The 15,200-nt window shown below is 65.0% G+C and carries 15 protein-coding genes; 10 read left to right on the plus strand and 5 right to left on the minus strand.

Annotated elements, in window-relative coordinates; translation table 11 throughout:
* Positions 1 to 26 precede the first annotated feature (26 nt).
* From FGL95_RS07465 to FGL95_RS07500, 8 genes are all read left to right on the plus strand, one after another.
* Complete coding sequence (locus FGL95_RS07465; RefSeq protein WP_338079748.1) at positions 27 to 1,277, plus strand: hypothetical protein; 1,251 nt, start codon at positions 27 to 29, stop codon at positions 1,275 to 1,277.
* 31 nt (positions 1,278 to 1,308) lie between these two features.
* The gene (locus FGL95_RS07470) at positions 1,309 to 2,448 is read left to right on the plus strand and encodes a glycosyltransferase family 4 protein (RefSeq protein WP_169585582.1); all 1,140 of its coding nucleotides are present in this window, start codon (positions 1,309 to 1,311) and stop codon (positions 2,446 to 2,448) included.
* 106 nt (positions 2,449 to 2,554) lie between these two features.
* On the plus strand, positions 2,555 to 2,935 hold the full coding sequence (locus tag FGL95_RS07475) for a polyketide cyclase / dehydrase and lipid transport (protein WP_169585583.1): 381 nt from the start codon (positions 2,555 to 2,557) through the stop codon (positions 2,933 to 2,935).
* A 45-nt stretch (positions 2,936 to 2,980) separates the two neighbouring features.
* On the plus strand, positions 2,981 to 3,418 hold the full coding sequence (locus FGL95_RS07480) for an SRPBCC family protein (protein WP_169585584.1): 438 nt from the start codon (positions 2,981 to 2,983) through the stop codon (positions 3,416 to 3,418).
* Positions 3,419 to 3,447: 29 nt separating this feature from the next.
* Positions 3,448 to 4,680, plus strand: coding sequence for an ArsA family ATPase (locus FGL95_RS07485; RefSeq protein ID WP_338079778.1), 1,233 nt, complete (start codon positions 3,448 to 3,450; stop codon positions 4,678 to 4,680).
* A complete protein-coding gene (locus FGL95_RS07490) occupies positions 4,677 to 5,123 on the plus strand; it encodes a hypothetical protein (protein WP_206071597.1) in 447 nt (148 codons plus the stop codon). Before FGL95_RS07485 ends, FGL95_RS07490 begins: the two co-directional genes overlap by 4 nt.
* The gene (locus tag FGL95_RS07495; protein ID WP_169585585.1) at positions 5,105 to 6,085 is read left to right on the plus strand and encodes an ROK family protein; all 981 of its coding nucleotides are present in this window, start codon (positions 5,105 to 5,107) and stop codon (positions 6,083 to 6,085) included. Before FGL95_RS07490 ends, FGL95_RS07495 begins: the two co-directional genes overlap by 19 nt.
* Positions 6,086 to 6,187: 102 nt before the next feature.
* Positions 6,188 to 6,919, plus strand: a complete 732-nt coding sequence (locus tag FGL95_RS07500; protein WP_169585586.1) for a lysophospholipid acyltransferase family protein — start codon at positions 6,188 to 6,190, stop codon at positions 6,917 to 6,919.
* On the opposite strand, the gene FGL95_RS07505 is transcribed toward FGL95_RS07500, so the two are convergent.
* Together FGL95_RS07505 and FGL95_RS07510 are read right to left on the minus strand one after the other, a co-directional pair.
* On the minus strand, positions 6,916 to 8,127 hold the full coding sequence (locus tag FGL95_RS07505; protein WP_169585587.1) for a glycosyltransferase 87 family protein: 1,212 nt from the start codon (positions 8,125 to 8,127) through the stop codon (positions 6,916 to 6,918). The genes FGL95_RS07500 and FGL95_RS07505 overlap by 4 nt on opposite strands.
* Before the next feature lie 40 nt (positions 8,128 to 8,167).
* The gene (locus FGL95_RS07510; protein WP_169585588.1) at positions 8,168 to 8,671 is read right to left on the minus strand and encodes a polyadenylate-specific 3'-exoribonuclease AS; all 504 of its coding nucleotides are present in this window, start codon (positions 8,669 to 8,671) and stop codon (positions 8,168 to 8,170) included.
* Positions 8,672 to 8,762: 91 nt separating this feature from the next.
* Between FGL95_RS07510 and FGL95_RS07515 the strand changes: the two genes are divergently transcribed.
* A complete protein-coding gene (locus tag FGL95_RS07515; protein WP_169585589.1) occupies positions 8,763 to 10,151 on the plus strand; it encodes a class II 3-deoxy-7-phosphoheptulonate synthase in 1,389 nt (462 codons plus the stop codon).
* 12 nt (positions 10,152 to 10,163) lie between these two features.
* Here FGL95_RS07515 and pknB read toward each other — a convergent pair whose 3' ends face one another.
* On the minus strand, positions 10,164 to 12,218 hold the full coding sequence (pknB, locus tag FGL95_RS07520) for a Stk1 family PASTA domain-containing Ser/Thr kinase (protein WP_169585590.1): 2,055 nt from the start codon (positions 12,216 to 12,218) through the stop codon (positions 10,164 to 10,166).
* Between the two features lie 14 nt (positions 12,219 to 12,232).
* Positions 12,233 to 13,150 (minus strand): phytoene/squalene synthase family protein, encoded by a 918-nt coding sequence (locus tag FGL95_RS07525; protein ID WP_169585591.1) that lies wholly within the window; start codon positions 13,148 to 13,150, stop codon positions 12,233 to 12,235.
* A 79-nt stretch (positions 13,151 to 13,229) separates the two neighbouring features.
* Here FGL95_RS07525 and FGL95_RS07530 point away from each other — a divergent pair, with 79 nt between their 5' ends.
* Positions 13,230 to 13,598, plus strand: a complete 369-nt coding sequence (locus FGL95_RS07530) for an Rv2175c family DNA-binding protein (RefSeq protein WP_169585592.1) — start codon at positions 13,230 to 13,232, stop codon at positions 13,596 to 13,598.
* 7 nt (positions 13,599 to 13,605) lie between these two features.
* On the opposite strand, the gene FGL95_RS07535 is transcribed toward FGL95_RS07530, so the two are convergent.
* Complete coding sequence (locus tag FGL95_RS07535; protein ID WP_240962810.1) at positions 13,606 to 15,168, minus strand: alpha-(1->6)-mannopyranosyltransferase A; 1,563 nt, start codon at positions 15,166 to 15,168, stop codon at positions 13,606 to 13,608.
* Positions 15,169 to 15,200: the final 32 nt, after the last annotated feature.

Raw genomic sequence — 15,200 nt, forward strand, 5'->3', positions numbered from 1 at the left:
CCGTACTCGTCGCGATCGGCATCGTCGTGCTGCATCCGAGTCGCGACGATCTGCCGGGTTCCGGATCGCGCAGCACCTCGACGGCCAACCCGTTCGATGCCGCGCGCCGAGCAGCCGTGCAGAAGGTGCTCGACGAGTGGGCTGCCGCCTTGCGCAACGACGACGCCGACGCCCTGCCCGCACTGTTCGACGAACGCGCGAGCGCTGGCTTCCTCGACCGTGAAGTGCGACGCGCACACAATCTCATCGGTGTACCCCTCGCGGACTGGGCATTCGAAATCAGTGCGGAGCCGGAAGTGCCGGTCACGCCCGAGGTATTCGACTCGTTGCAGGCCTCCGATGTGTGGGCTCCGGCGGTGTATCTCCGATACGCCGTCGCGGGGCCCGATGCGGTCTCGACCCGCAAACCAGTGTCGCTCACCGTCGCCCGACGAGGCGATACGTGGAAACTCGTTTCCGACGATGCCGTTGGTGGCCGCCAAACGTGGCGTGGCCCATGGGATTTCGGCCCGCTGGTGGCGGAGAAGGTGCCGAACGGCAACGGTCGCGAATCCGTCGTTCTCGGCCATCCCGAACAGCAGTCGACGATCGACAGTCTCGCCGCCGAGCTTGCGACCGCGGTGAGTGCGGTGACGGAACTGTGGGGTCCCGATTGGGCGGGCGCGGCGCTCGTCATCGCGGCCAGCGATCAGGAGGAGTTCACAGAACTGGTCGGCACCGAGCACAGCGGGACAGAAATCGCCGCTGTCTCGATCTCGGATGCCGTCGCGAAGGGCACATCCGTCGTGAGTGGTCAGCGCATCGTGTTCAGTCCGGAAGCCGCCGACCGTTTGACCGAGGTCACCCTTCGCACGGTGTTGCGGCACGAACTCACCCACGTCGCCGCTCGCGCGGCCACGGTCGACGGCTCGCCGCTGTGGATGCTCGAGGGTTTCGCAGACTATTCGGGTTATCGAAATTCGGACCTGTCGTTCCACCAGATCGCGCCGACGCTCACCGCGCAACTGCAGGCGGGCGGGCCGCCGACCGAGTTACCGACCGACGCCGACTTCTCCTCGCCCGATTCCGCAAGGCTGGCATACGAGGAAGGCTGGTCGATCTGCTCGTACGTCGCCACTCGGTACGGCGAGCAGAAGCTGGTCGCCCTCTATCGCCGCATCGCACAAGGACCGCTCGACGCCGCGGGCCTTGACCGAGCCTTGCGCGAGGTCCTCGGAATCGGCACCGACCAGTTCGTGAAAGGCTGGGGCGAGACGCTGATCGGCCACATGCCGTAGCGCGCACCGCCAGGTTGAGTACGGTGTTCGCATGCCGCGCACCCTGCTGGTGACCAACGACTTTCCACCTCGCCCCGGTGGCATCCAGTCGTACTTGCATTCGCTGGCTACGCAGCTGCCCGGTGACGACCTCGTCGTCTATGCACCTCGGTGGCGGGGTGACAGCCATATTCGCTTCGACGCCAAGCAGCCGTTCGAGGTCGTCCGCCATCCGACGACGTTGATGCTGCCGACTCCGCTCGTGGCCAGACGGGCTGCGCAGCTGATCGCCGACCGCGGGTGCGACAGTGCCTGGTTCGGGGCGGCAGCGCCGTTGGCCGTGCTCGCGCCGGTATTGCGGCGGGCTGGTGCGGAACGCATCGTTGCCAGCACACACGGCCACGAGGTGGGTTGGTCGATGCTGCCCGCCGCGCGGCAGACGCTGCGCGTGATCGGCGATCACACCGACGTCGTCACCTATGTCAGCGCCTATACCCGCGGCCGATTCGCGTCGGCCTTCGGTGCTCGAGCCGCGCTCGAGCATCTCCCGCCGGGCGTCGACACCGACGTTTTCAAACCCGATCCCGCGGCGCGAGAGGAGTTGCGCAAGCGATACGGACTCGGTGATCGCCCAACCGTCCTATGTCTGTCGCGTCTAGTACCGCGTAAAGGGCAGGACGTTCTGATCAAGTCCTTCGCGCGCGTCAAAGAGAAGATCGACGGCGCGGTCCTGGTGATCGTGGGCGGCGGTCCGTACGAGGACGCGCTACGCAAGCTCGTCGAAGGCCTCGGGTTGACCGGCGACGTCATCATCACCGGTGGCGTGCCCTCGGCCGAGTTGGCCGCACACCACACGATTGCCGACGTTTTTGCGATGCCATGCCGCACTCGCGGTGCCGGACTGGATGTCGAGGGCCTGGGCATCGTGTTTCTCGAGGCTTCTGCGACGGGTGTGCCTGTCGTGGCAGGGCGGTCGGGTGGTGCGCCGGAGACCGTCGTCGAGGGCAAAACGGGGACCGTCGTCAACGGCCGGGCGGGTGTAGAGGTGGCCGACGCGATCATCGAGATACTTTCCGACCGCGACCGCGCTGCTGCGATGGGGGCTGCGGGCCGGGAGTGGGTGAGCCAGAGTTGGCGGTGGGACGTGCTCGCCGCGAGGCTGACCGGGTTGCTTGGCTCCGAGGGGCATTGAGTCGATAGGCTCCTGCCCGTGAAGCAAGCATGAGCGAGCGCAGCGAGCGACAAATTGGACACAGCGCCGCTGGGCGCGCTGCCACCGAGCGAAGCGAGGTTGCGGCGTGAGCAGCATTCAGGTCGCGGATCAGACGTTCGTTGCAGCACCTGCAGCGAGGGTGGCAGCGGCGGTCGCGTCGCCGTCACAGTGGCGGAACTGGTGGCCGGACCTCACTCTCGGCGTATCCGAAGACCGCGGTGAGAACGGCATCCGCTGGACCGTCGCGGGCGCGTTGTCCGGGACGATGGAAGTGTGGCTCGAGCCGTCACTCGACGGTGTGATCCTCCACTATTTTCTGCATGCCGAACCGACCGGACAGTCCTACGACGGGCCGCGCGACCTGCTGGCTGCGATTCGCGCTCGGCGGGTTGCCGGTCGGCGCATGTCGTTCGAAGTGAAGGGCAAGTTGGAAGCGGGCCGCCGACCAGGCGAGCCGCCGGCCTGATCCATCTCCTCCAGCACAATCTCCTCGAAGGGACAGCGGTTCACGATGGCCGATATGACAAAGCGGTCGATCATCATTTCCGCACCATCGGACCAGGTCATGGCCGTCATCGCGGATTTCGACCAGTACCCGGTGTGGGTTGCAGCAGCCAAGACGGTCGAGGTTGTCGAGACTGGTGCGAACGACCGCGCGCATATGGTCCGATTCGTCCTGGACGCGGGAATCGTCAAGGACAGTTACGATCTGGTCTACGACTGGGCCGCTGACGGTAAATCCGTCAGTTGGCACTTGGTGCGCGGCGATCTTCAGAAATCGCAGTACGGCACCTACACCTTGGCGGACCAGCCCGGCGGCTGCACCGAGGTCACCTACGAGCTCGCTGTCGATCTGAACATTCCCATGATCGGCATGTTCAAGCGGAAGGCAGAGAAAGTCATCACGGATACGGCGTTGAAGGAACTGAAGAAGAGAGTGGAAGGCTGAGCGGCGACACGGCGCGCATCGAGCTGTTCATCGGCAAGGGTGGCGTCGGGAAGACGACGCTGGCCTGCGCGACCGCAATATCGCTCGCACGTTCGGGGGAGCGGGTACTGCTCGCGTCCATCGACCAAGCCCACTCGTTGGGCGACGCCATGGGCGTCAACATTCCGCACGACCCCGGCACCACCGCCGGCTTCAAGACCGTGATGGACGAGCTCGACGTCATCGAGATCGACACGCTCGCGCTCCTCGAAGACAAGTACCGCAACACCGTGAAGACGCTGAAGGTCGGGACCGGCCACGACCATGGGATCGGCGCTGAGCTCACCTCGCTGGAACCTGGCGAACTCACTGGCATGCCTGGTGTGCAGGAACTGCTCGGCCTCGCCGAGATCGTCGAGTTGGCGTCCGACGACCAGTGGGACATCGTGGTGGTCGACTGCGGACCGACAGCAGACGCATTGCGCACCCTTGCAGCACCGGACATGTTCCTCGCTTATCTCGAGCGAATCTGGCCGCGGCATCGCCGCGTGGCGTCGGCAATCGGCATCGACATTCGCCAGGCGGTGATCGTCGCGACGGTCGAGAAGATCTCGTCGGCGGTCGCCACGGTCCGCGATGTACTCGCCGACCACAAACGAACTGGCGTGCGCTTGATCACCGAACCCGAGCGCGTCGCTGTCGCGGAAGCGGCCCGGACCCGGTCGGCGATCGCGCTCCTCGGCCTTCGCCTCGACGCCGTCATCGTGAACAAAGTGCTTCCGCCACTGGACCCACCGGGGGAGCAGGTCGACGGTGACGCCCATCCATCGGCGCGCTGGTACCGCAACCGCCGCAGCGAACAGCTCGACGTCGTCGAATCGCTCGAACAGTCCATGAGCGACGTCATAGTCTTCACGGCTCAGCACACCGGTCCGGAGCCGGTAGGGTTGTCGTCTCTAGGAGCGCTCGCTTATGCAGTGAACGCAGAACTGGCCGACACCGACGGCTCTCGCGAAGAGGATGCGACGGCGCCTACGGTGTGGCTGGAATCAGGAACGGGCACGGAATCGGTTTATGCCATGCGGATCTACCTTCCGCTGGCCGCGCCGTCGAGCCTGAGCCTGGCACGAGCGGAGGACGATTTGATAGTGGGAGCAGACGGTGCACGCAGGCGGATTCGGCTCACGTCGGTTCTTCGCCGCTGCACAGTCGACGCGGCCGAGCTCGACGGTCACAATTTGATTGTCCGGTTTCGCCCAGATCCGAAGGTGTGGCCGAAATGAGCCGTCAAGACAAGCAGGGACCGAAGCCGGAGAAGCACACCGATCTCGGTGAAGAGCTGCGGATGCTCGCCGAAGCCGTCCTCGAACGCGCCGAGCCCGCACTGCGTGCGGCGGCCACGGGCGTCGGCAAAGAGGTGTGGGCCAATTGCGATTGGTGCCCGGTCTGCGCCGCTGCCGCGTTGCTCCGAGGCGAGCACCACGACTTTCTCGGCATCCTTGCCGACCACGGCACGAACATCGTCGTCGTTCTGCGTGAGGCGCTCGCGGGTGTACCGGTCGAGCCGAAATTGCCGGCCGAGGCGAAGCCCGCTTCGGCGGACCCAGAGCCTGCGGAGCCCGATTCTCACCGTTTGGTGAACATTCCGGTGACGATAAAAGCCGAGACCAGTACGGACCGACGCTCGAGTGGGCACAATTCGACCCCATGGACACCGGTGGTGTGAGCCGCAAAGGTGCGACCGCACTGACAGTAGGTATAGACGTCGGTGGCACGAGTATTCGTGCCGCGGTCGTCGATGCTTCGGGCCAGGTGCTGGATTCGATCCAGGCGCCCACGCCGCAATCAGCCAAAGCGCTCGAAAAGACTCTCGACCGTGCGGTCCGGGAGCTGGCGAACAGGCACCCGATCGGCGCGGTCGGTCTCGCTGTCGCAGGCTTCATCACGCCCGACCGGACTACGGTGCGGTTCGCGCCGCATCTGCCGTGGGTCAACGCGCCGGTCGGTCGGGATCTGAGCACCAGGCTCGGCTTGCCGGTGATTCTCGAACACGACGCCAACGCGGCGATCTGGGCGGAGCACAAATTCGGCTCCGCGCACGGCGGCCACAATGTGGTGCTCGTGGCGATCGGGACCGGCATCGGAGCCGCGCTGCTGATCGACGGGAAGTTGTATCGCGGTAGTCATGGTGTCGCACCGGAATTGGGCCACGTTCAGGTCGTTCCCGACGGGCGCGCCTGCGCGTGCGGCAAACGTGGCTGCTGGGAACGTTATTGCAGCGGAACGGCTTTGGCGGATACGGCGATCGAGCTGATCGCTGCGAACCCTGCCGAATCGGCGAGCATGGCCCGTGAAGCCGTGCGCGATCCTGGCTCGTTGACGGGACGTCGGGTCGCGGGAGCGGCCCAGGACGGCGACCGGATCGCGCTCGCTGCCGTTGCGGAGTTCGCGCACTGGCTCGGCATCGGGTTTGCCTTCATCAGCGATATCTACGACCCGGACCTGATCGTAATCGCAGGCGGTGTCAGCACGTCGGCGCCGCTGTACCTCGACGAGGCGCGAGAGCATTACGGCGCGCTCGTCACGGGAGCCGGGCACCGCCCGCTGGCCCGCATCCGGACCACCCAGTTGGGGGAGGCGGCGACGATGATCGGCGCTGCCGAGCTTGCGCGGTCATTGCTGGCGTGAGGATGACTGTCGTTCATGTAGGCGCGGTAGCTCACCTCCAAAATGCTCGGTAGAGTTACGCCTCGATAGTCGAGTGTTCACTCGCGATCGGGAAAGGTTGCCATGGCGTACTGGCTCTTGAAGTTCGTGTTGGTCGGACCGATCCTGCGTCTGGTCAATCGACCACGGATCGAAGGTCTCGAAAACATCCCCACCGACGGGCCTGCGATTCTCGCCAGCAACCATTTGTCGATCACGGACTGGCTGTTCCTGCCGTTGATGTCGCCGCGCCGGGTCACGTTCCTGGCGAAGAGTGAGTACTTCACGACGCCTGGCTTCAAAGGTGCGCTGCAGCGCTGGTTCTTCACTGCGACCGGCCAGGTGCCGATCGATCGCAGCGGTGCCGACGCAGCCGAGGACGCGATGAACACCGCGAAGAAGTATCTGGAAAAGGGCAAGCTCGTCGGCCTGTACCCGGAGGGAACGCGGTCGCCTGACGGGCGTCTGTTCAAGGGCAAGACGGGCCTTGCGCGAATCGCACTCGATACCGGTGTGCCGGTGATTCCGGTGGCGATGATCGGTACGAACCTCGTCACTCCGCCCGGGACCACGAAGTATCGTCCCGCCAAGGTCACCGTGAAAGTCGGTGCACCGATGGACTTCTCGCGCTTCGAAGGACTCGGCGGCAACCGCTTCATCGAGCGTGCTGTGACCGACGAGGTGATGTACGAGTTGATGCAGCTTTCCGGTCAGGAGTACGTCGACATCTACGGCGCGTCGCTCAAGAAGAAGGGCGCTGCCGCGGAGACGAAGTCTGCGCGCGCCGATCGCATTCCGGACACTCGCGCCGGTTAACTCGCTGCCGCGGCCTCGTCGACCGATTCGACCGCCTTCGGGTCGGTGTCGTAGCGCCAGTAGAAGGCCAGCACGATCAGCAGAACAAGACCGAGCCAGGCGTAGCAGTTGCCGACGACGTGTTGCCAGAGATTCCAGTGCATCTCGTTGTCTTGCTCCTTGGGCAGCCAATTGAACGGGCCGAGGAAGAAGACGGTCCCGACACCGAGAAAGACCGGGATGTAGCGCCAGGCGGATGCGTGCCAGATCGCTGCGCCCACCAGCATCATCGCCGGCACGACCCACACCCAGTGGTGTGCCCACGACACGGGCGAGATCAACAACCCAGCGGTCGCAACCGAGACGAGAGCGGCGACGTCGTTGCGTGCCTTCACCGCGCGCAGCGCCGCGATCACCGCTAGAGCCAGCACAGCGAGCGCGAGCAACGCCCATAATTTCGATTCAGCCGGCGGATGCAGCCGATGCAGCACGCCGCGCAGTGACTGGTTGGTCGCATAAGCGAGTCCGCCGACCCGACTCGGATCGAGCAGCGCGTCGAACCAGTAGTCCTTCGTGTCGCGGAAGGCGAAGACGAGTCCGAGCAGTGTGAAGAAGGCGAACGACACGACCGTCATGATTGCCGCTCGCCAATCGCGACGAACCAGGAAGTAGATGATGAACACCGCGGGGGTCAGCTTGATCGCTGCTGCGAGGCCGACCAGGATCCCACGAAAACGATCGCTGCGGACGGCAAGACAATCGACCGCGACCAGCACCATCAACAACGCGTTGAGCTGACCGAAATCCAGTGTCGACCGAAATGGCTGGCTCAGTACTCCGACCACCGCGGATCCCGCGACGACGGAAAGCAGAACTGCTTGCCGGAAGCCCAGTTTCGACGCGACCGCCAGGCAGGTACCAGTTGCCGCGAGGAAGGTGGCGACGCAGATCACGACCTTACCGAGCCACAGCGGAATCAGCGCGAGACCGCCGAAGATGATCGCCGCGATCGGGGGGTAGGTGAACGGCAACTGCGGGCCAGGCAGGGTTCCGGGAAAATCCTTCGCGTACAGCTGGTTCCCCTCGAGCCAGGCTCGACCACCCGTTCGATACACCTCGAGGTCGATCATGTTGGGCTCGCCTCGGCCGACCAGCAACAAGGGAATGGCGATCAACGCCGCGAGCCACAGAGCGCTCAACCCCGCCGCACTCCACCGAACCCGCCCCATTGCACTCCTCGCGTCGACCAGCCTCGCCGAACGAGCATAGCTACCGCTGGGGGTTTGCCCGCGCACGATAGGCCTCGATGGCGTCGAACTTCGCGAGGTTGTGCCGCGCATCCTCCAGCGCATCGTGAGCGTCGTTCGGCAACTTCGGCAGCGGCGCCCGGCCGTGATCCTCCCAGTGCTGCTTCAGTTCTCTCGTGAAGCGGGGAAGTGCCCGGGGCAGCTCCGTCATCGAGCCCCAGAGCTGGCACAGTGCGACGTGGTCATAGGCAGCGACCCACGCCCACAATTCGGGTTCGACGCCGGGCCGGGGAACCAGGAATTCGAGCACGTCGTCTCGAATTCGTTGGCGGCTCTTGTTGAGCGGCGACGACGGCGGCGGCAACTTCGACAGCACATTCCGCCGGACCCACGGGATGGCACGGTCCGGGTTGAATTCGGTCGATACCGCGTAGTACTCACGCCCGTCTTCGGCGACGATGCCGATCGAAACAAGGTCGATGGTCACGCCATCTTCGATGAATTCGCAATCGTAGAAATAGCGCACTCGAGCGTTCTCCTCGCACTGACCGGACCGACTCACCTTAGTGGGGGATCCCGACACCTTGGAAACGCGCGATTGCGAATATCCTGTAAGAGTGAACTGGACCGTCGATGTGCCGATCGAACGCTTGCCCGAGCTGCCGCCCCTCCCTGCCGACCTGCGGGACGGGCTCGATGCGGCTCTCGCGAAGCCCGCCGCTCAACAGCCGAACTGGCCGGAGGGCCAAGCTGCTGCCATGCGGACCGTTCTCGAGAGCGTTCCGCCGATCTGTATGCCTTCCGAAGTGGAGGATCTACAGGCGAGCCTTGCAGAGGTCGCGCGTGGTGAAGCGTTCCTGCTGCAGGGTGGTGACTGCGCGGAGACCTTTGCCGACAACACCGAACCGCACATCAAGGGCAACATCAGGACGTTGCTGCAGATGGCGGTCGTGCTGACCTACGGCGCGAGCTTGCCGGTGGTCAAGGTTGCCCGCATTGCGGGGCAGTACGCCAAGCCACGCTCGTCGAACATCGACGCCCTGGGCCTGCAGTCCTACCGCGGTGACATGATCAACTCGCTCGTCGCCGACGAAGCGGTCCGCGTGCACGATCCGTCGCGGCTGGTCCGGGCTTACGCCAATGCGAGTGCCGCGATGAACTTGGTCCGTGCACTGACTGCAGCGGGGATGGCCGACCTGCACAAGGTGCACGACTGGAACCGCGCGTTCGTCGCGAACTCGCCTGCCGGAGCACGGTACGAGCAGATGGCGTCCGAGATCGACCGCGGCCTCGCATTCATGAATGCCTGCCGCGTGACGGATCCGAATCTGCAGTCCGCCAAGATCTACGCCAGCCACGAAGCGCTCGTTCTCGACTACGAGCGCGCGATGCTGCGCCTGTCGCACGATGAGGCGGGCAACCCGCAGCTGTACGACTTGTCCGCCCACTACCTGTGGATCGGTGACCGCACCCGCCAGCTCGATGGTGCCCACATTGCCTTCGCCGAACTGCTCGCCAACCCGATCGGCCTCAAGATCGGTCCGAGCACGACGCCGGAGATGGCGGTCGAGTACGTCGAGCGCCTCGATCCGACGAACAAGCCGGGACGGCTCACCCTCGTGTCGCGGATGAGCAACACGAAGGTCCGGGATCTGCTGCCCCCGATCATCGAGAAGGTTCAGGCGACGGGCCACCAGGTCATCTGGCAGTGCGACCCGATGCACGGCAACACCCACGAATCCTCGACCGGCTACAAGACGCGGCACTTCGACCGCATCGTCGACGAGGTGCAGGGTTTCTTCGAGGTGCACCACGGCCTCGGCACGCATCCAGGTGGCATCCACATCGAGCTGACTGGCGAGAACGTCACCGAATGCCTCGGCGGCGCACAGGACATCTCGGATCTCGACCTCTCCGGACGGTACGAGACGGCGTGCGACCCACGACTCAACACCCAGCAGTCGCTGGAATTGGCGTTCCTCGTTGCGGAGATGCTGCGCGACTGATCCGCCAGCGGATCAGGGAAACGACACCAGGTTGACGCTGCTACCCGGCTTCACCCTGGAGCCGCCGCCCGGAAGCTGACCGATCACGAACCCCGCGTCCGATCGGGCGTTGACGTCCAGTCCGAGGTCGGTGAGCTTGGCGCGTGCCGAGCTGACCGACTGGCCGATCACGAACGGCACCGTCACTGCGTTCGACACGATGAGCGTCACCTCGCTGCCTGCGGTGACGGCTGTGCCGGGCGCAGGGTCGGTGGTGATCGTTTTGCCGCCGTCGATCCCGTCGTCGAATTCGGTCTTCGTTTCGCCGACCTTGACGCCGACCGCCTCGAGCGCCCTGCGTGCGTCCTCTTCGCTGCGGTTCCTGATATCGGGCAATTCGACCGGAGGCGCGCCTTTGCTGCGGACCACCTTCACCTTGGACCCGACAGCGACGGTCGTGCCCGGACCTGGGTCGAGCGAGGCGACCGAGCCGACTGCCGCCTTGGTGCTGAACGTTTCGCCGCCGTCGATCGGCTCCAGCGTCATGTCTTTGAGCTTCTTCTGAACCGCTGCGACGCTCTCGTTGTCGCCGATCGTCGGGATGACGGGCTTGCCCAGCGAAATCAGCAGCGCCACGGTCGAATTCTGCAGAATTTGCGACCCCGCCGCCGGGTCGATCCCAATGATCGCGTTGGCAGGCACGGTGTCCGAATAGCGATTCTGCGTCTCGGCCCTCAGCCCGGCGCTCTCGATGGCGGCAACTGCGGCGGTGCGATCGAGACCGTCGATCGACGGCACAGCCGTGTATCGACCGGACCCGACCCACCAGCCGGCGATCCCGACGAGGAGCGCGAGCAGCACCACGATGAGCAGCCAGATGTACATCGCTCGGCGCGATTTGCGGCGTGTATCGACGTACGCGGGGTAGGGCCGGTCGTTCGCAGGCAGCACACCTGACGGCATCCCCGGGTCGCTGGGTGGCAGCTGCGGATGCCGAGGCGTCGAGGCAGTGAAGACCTTGGTGTGCTGCGTCGGCGCATGAGGCCGTTGCTGCGGGTGCTGTGGCTGCTGCTGCGGCGCAACGGCGGGGGGTGCGGGCGTCGCTGCGACCGCAGTCGACGTCCGCGGGGCCGGTGGTGCCTGCTTCTGCAGCGGGTCCGTCGGCGGCGCGGCGCGCTGCCGGGGGAACTGCGCGCTGGCGTGCTCTGCGGACCGCTGGGGTGCGGGAACGCGATAGTCGGGCAGATCGAGTGCGCGGGCGACTATGCGCAGTTGCGCCGCCATTGCTGCCGCGTTCACGAACCGGTGTGCTGGTTCGCGTGCGGTCGAGTCGAGCACCATATCGTCGAATTCGCTAGGGACACCGTCGATGAATTCGCTCGGGCTCGGCACGTCGTTGTGCAGCCGCTGATAGGCGATCGACAGCGACGTGTCGCCAGTGAAAGGTGTTCTACCGGTGAGCATTTCGAATATCAGGATGCCCATTGCATAGACATCGCTACGCGCGTCGGCGACACCGGTCGCGACCTGTTCGGGGGAGAGGTAGGCGGCGGTGCCGAGGATCACGCTGCTCGAGGTGGTGCTCGATGCGGCAATCGCTCGGACCAAGCCGAAGTCGGCGAGTTTCACCTCGCCAGAATCCGAAATCAGCACGTTCTCCGGCTTGACGTCACGATGGACGAGCCCGGCCGCGTGGGCTACGCCGAGAGCATCGAGTACCGGCTCGGCGACGGCACGGACCGCGTGCGGCGGCATCGGCCCACGCTCGCGCAGCAACTCGCGCAACGTGCCACCTTCGACGAGTTCCATGACGAGGAAGGCGAGGTCGCCATCGACGCCCTGGTCGTACACCGCAACCAGCCCTGGATGCTTCAACCGGGCGACCGCGCGGGCTTCGAACTCGAACCGCGACAGGAACTTCGGATCGGCCGCGTATTGCGCATCCATGACCTTGATGGCCACCGGCCGGTCGAGGCGCACATCGAGACCGCGGTAGACCGTCGACATTCCGCCACGCGCGATTGGTGCATCCACGCGGTAGCGCCGATCCAGCATTTCGCCGATCAGTCCGTGTCCGTCCGCTCTCATGTCACCCCCTTCGTCTACGTCGTGCTGCGCACGTTCAAAGCTCGATGGTACTGAGCCACCGGAACGAGACGGCGGACGCCGAGACCGATTGCCACCTTGCGCGCCATGGGGACCGAGGCGCGATGTGAGAAGACGTCGTAGCCACCGGCTTCGATGCGGTCCAGGATTTCGCCGTACAGCTGCCACGCAGCGCCGACGCAGCGTTGCGTTCGACCCGGCAACGCGCGAAGCCCGGGCAGCGCCGAATCGTAGAACTCGCGGGTTCGCGCGAGCTGGAAGGCCATGAACTGCTCCCATTCGGGCGTCACGCGTCGCTGCATCAGCGCTTCGGCAGCACCGAACCGGGCAAGCTCGTCCTGCGGGAGGTACACGCGATGCCGGTCGAGATCTTCGGCGACGTCGCGAAGGAAGTTCGTCAACTGAAAGGCGACGCCGAGTGCGGCGGCCGGTGTGCGCAACGCTGGGTCGGCTGCGCCGAACAGTGGCAACAGCAGCTCGCCGATGACTGCAGCCGAACCGTCCATGTACCCCATCAGATCGTCGAACGTCGCGTAGCGCTCGACTTCGAAATCCAGGTACATCGCGCCGAAGAATCGCCGAAAGTCGTTGTCCTGCAGCTTGAACTCGCGTGCCGTGTGCACCACCGCGCTGATCACGGGATGGTCGCTGCGCCCGGTCTCGCGGGCAGTGAAGAACGCCGATTCGAACGTCCTCAGCTCCATCAGGCGGGTGTCTGCCGACTCGCCGCTGACGTCGACGATGTCGTCGGCGAGCCGGCAGAACGCATACAGCGCGTGCACGTGCGGCCTGACCTCGCGCGGCAACAAATTCGTCGACCAGTAGTAGGTCTTGCCGTGGCGGCGATTGATCCGTTTGCACTCGCGGTAGCTGCCGTCGAGGACAGCGCCCTCGGACCGGCTCCGCTCATTCATCACAAATCGATTATCCCGGACACCGACGCGGGTGCGTTCCGCACGCTCATGTCAGGCCGACCCGATAACGTTGACTCCTGTGAGTGCAATCCCATACGCCGACGACGTTCTGCCCGAATCCGTGCCTCTGCTTCAGCTTCCGGATGTGGCCAAGCAACTCGGCCTCGCGGTCACCAGGGTTCACCAGTTGCTTCGCGACCACCAGTTGATCGCCGTCAAGCGCGACGGAATCATCGCGGTCCCTGAAGAGTTCTTCGGCGCCGACGGCAAGGTGCTGAAGTTCCTGCCCGGACTGCTCGCGGTGCTGTCGGACGGCGGGTTCACCGAGGTCGAGGCGCTGCGTTGGCTGTTCGCCGAAGACGACAGTCTGCCGGGTACACCGGTGGCTGCACTGCGTGGGCATCAAGCGCGCGAAGTCATTCGCCGCGCTCAAGCGATGGCCATCTGACCGACGATCAGGCGGCGCCGGGCGCTGCCTGAGTCACTTTCGGCACCGGCGTGTCGTCGTTGCTCGCGCGCAGTCGAAGTGGATCTACGGTACGCAACGACATCGCCGCGACAACCGCCGCAAACGTCGCCGCAGCGACGTGCGGGAACGTGTAGAGGCCGATCGAACCGTCGGGCTGGAAAACGAGCATCAACCAGGTCGACAGGCCGACCAGAATCATCAGCGTCGTCGTCGACAACGCGAAGCCCGCGGCCAGAGCCAGCGGCCACGAGTAATACCAGGGGAGCGCGGCGGGGGACAAGATCACGATCGCGATGAAGGCGATCAAGATGCCGAGAACCGCCTCTTTCTCGCTGCGACGGAAGCGCCACCACGTCCAACAGAGAATCAGGAGCAGAGCAATAGCGCAGATCAGCCGCGTGACCTTGAGGACTGGCGGCAGGCTGAGGTCGCCGAACAACGACGCGCCGACCGTGATCAGGTGCGCCATGATGGTCGGTAGCGAGAGCCAGTTGATGATCTTTGCCGAACCGGAAAGTGCTGTCAGCCAACCAATTCCGACGCCGGCAAGCGCCGACGCGGCCACGAAGATGACGGCGAACACGCCGACCCCCGCGCCTGCCGTCTTGCCGAACAGCACAATGTCGTTGGGTTTTGCATCAGAGTCTTGCGCACGCTTCTCGCGTTCGTGCACCATCCAGATCCACACGAGGAACGGCAGCGCGATGCCCGCGGTCGCCTTGATGCCGACACCGATCGCCACGACCGCGATCCCCGCGACGTGATGGCGCTCGAGCACCATGGCGATGCCCGCCGCCATCAATCCGACCATCAGCATCTCGTTGTGCACGCCGCCGATGAGGTGGATGAGGACGAGGGGATTGAGCACTGCGAGCCACAATGCGACCGCAGGCTTACCGCCGAGGTGGCGAGCGATGTGCGGCACTGCCCACATCATCAGCGCGAGCCCGGGCAGCATGGCCAACCGCAGCACGATCGTCCCCGCCACGACGTTGTCGCCGGTCAGGCTGGTGATTCCGCGCCCGAGCATGAGAAAGATCGGTCCGTACGGTGCCGTCGTGGTGGTCCAGACGTTGCTCACGTTGTCCAGCAGAATGCCTGGATTGACGACCGGACCGTCCTTGTACGGATCGAAGCCGTCGCGAAGCAGCGCGCCCTGCGCAAGGTAGGAATACGCGTCGCGGCTGAACATCGGCACCGACAACAGCAATGGCCCGATCCACATCGGGATGATGGCGCGCAGTTCGTTGAGCGAGACCCCGCCGCCGATCGTCGTGCGGCCCAGGCGAACCCACGCCGTGATCATGAGGATCACGCCGATCCACACAGTCAGCGTCGACAACACCAAGCCATGCCCGAAACGAAGCCACGACAGATGAGCCGTCTCCAGCAGGGGATCCTGGCGTCGAACGCTGCCCGCGCCGAAGCCGCCGAACATGATCATGAACGAACCGATCATTCCGAGCACCGCGGCGTGGCCTTCGGGGGTCCGAGCGAACACTCCGACTTGAGCGAGCCGCGTCGTGAATGGTGTTCGGGGGCGGGACATCAAATCCGGTTCCTCCCCCATAGGTGCTCGGC

Origin of the sequence: Antrihabitans stalactiti (genome assembly GCF_012932915.1) — a bacterium.
Taxonomy (GTDB): domain Bacteria; phylum Actinomycetota; class Actinomycetes; order Mycobacteriales; family Mycobacteriaceae; genus Antrihabitans; species Antrihabitans stalactiti.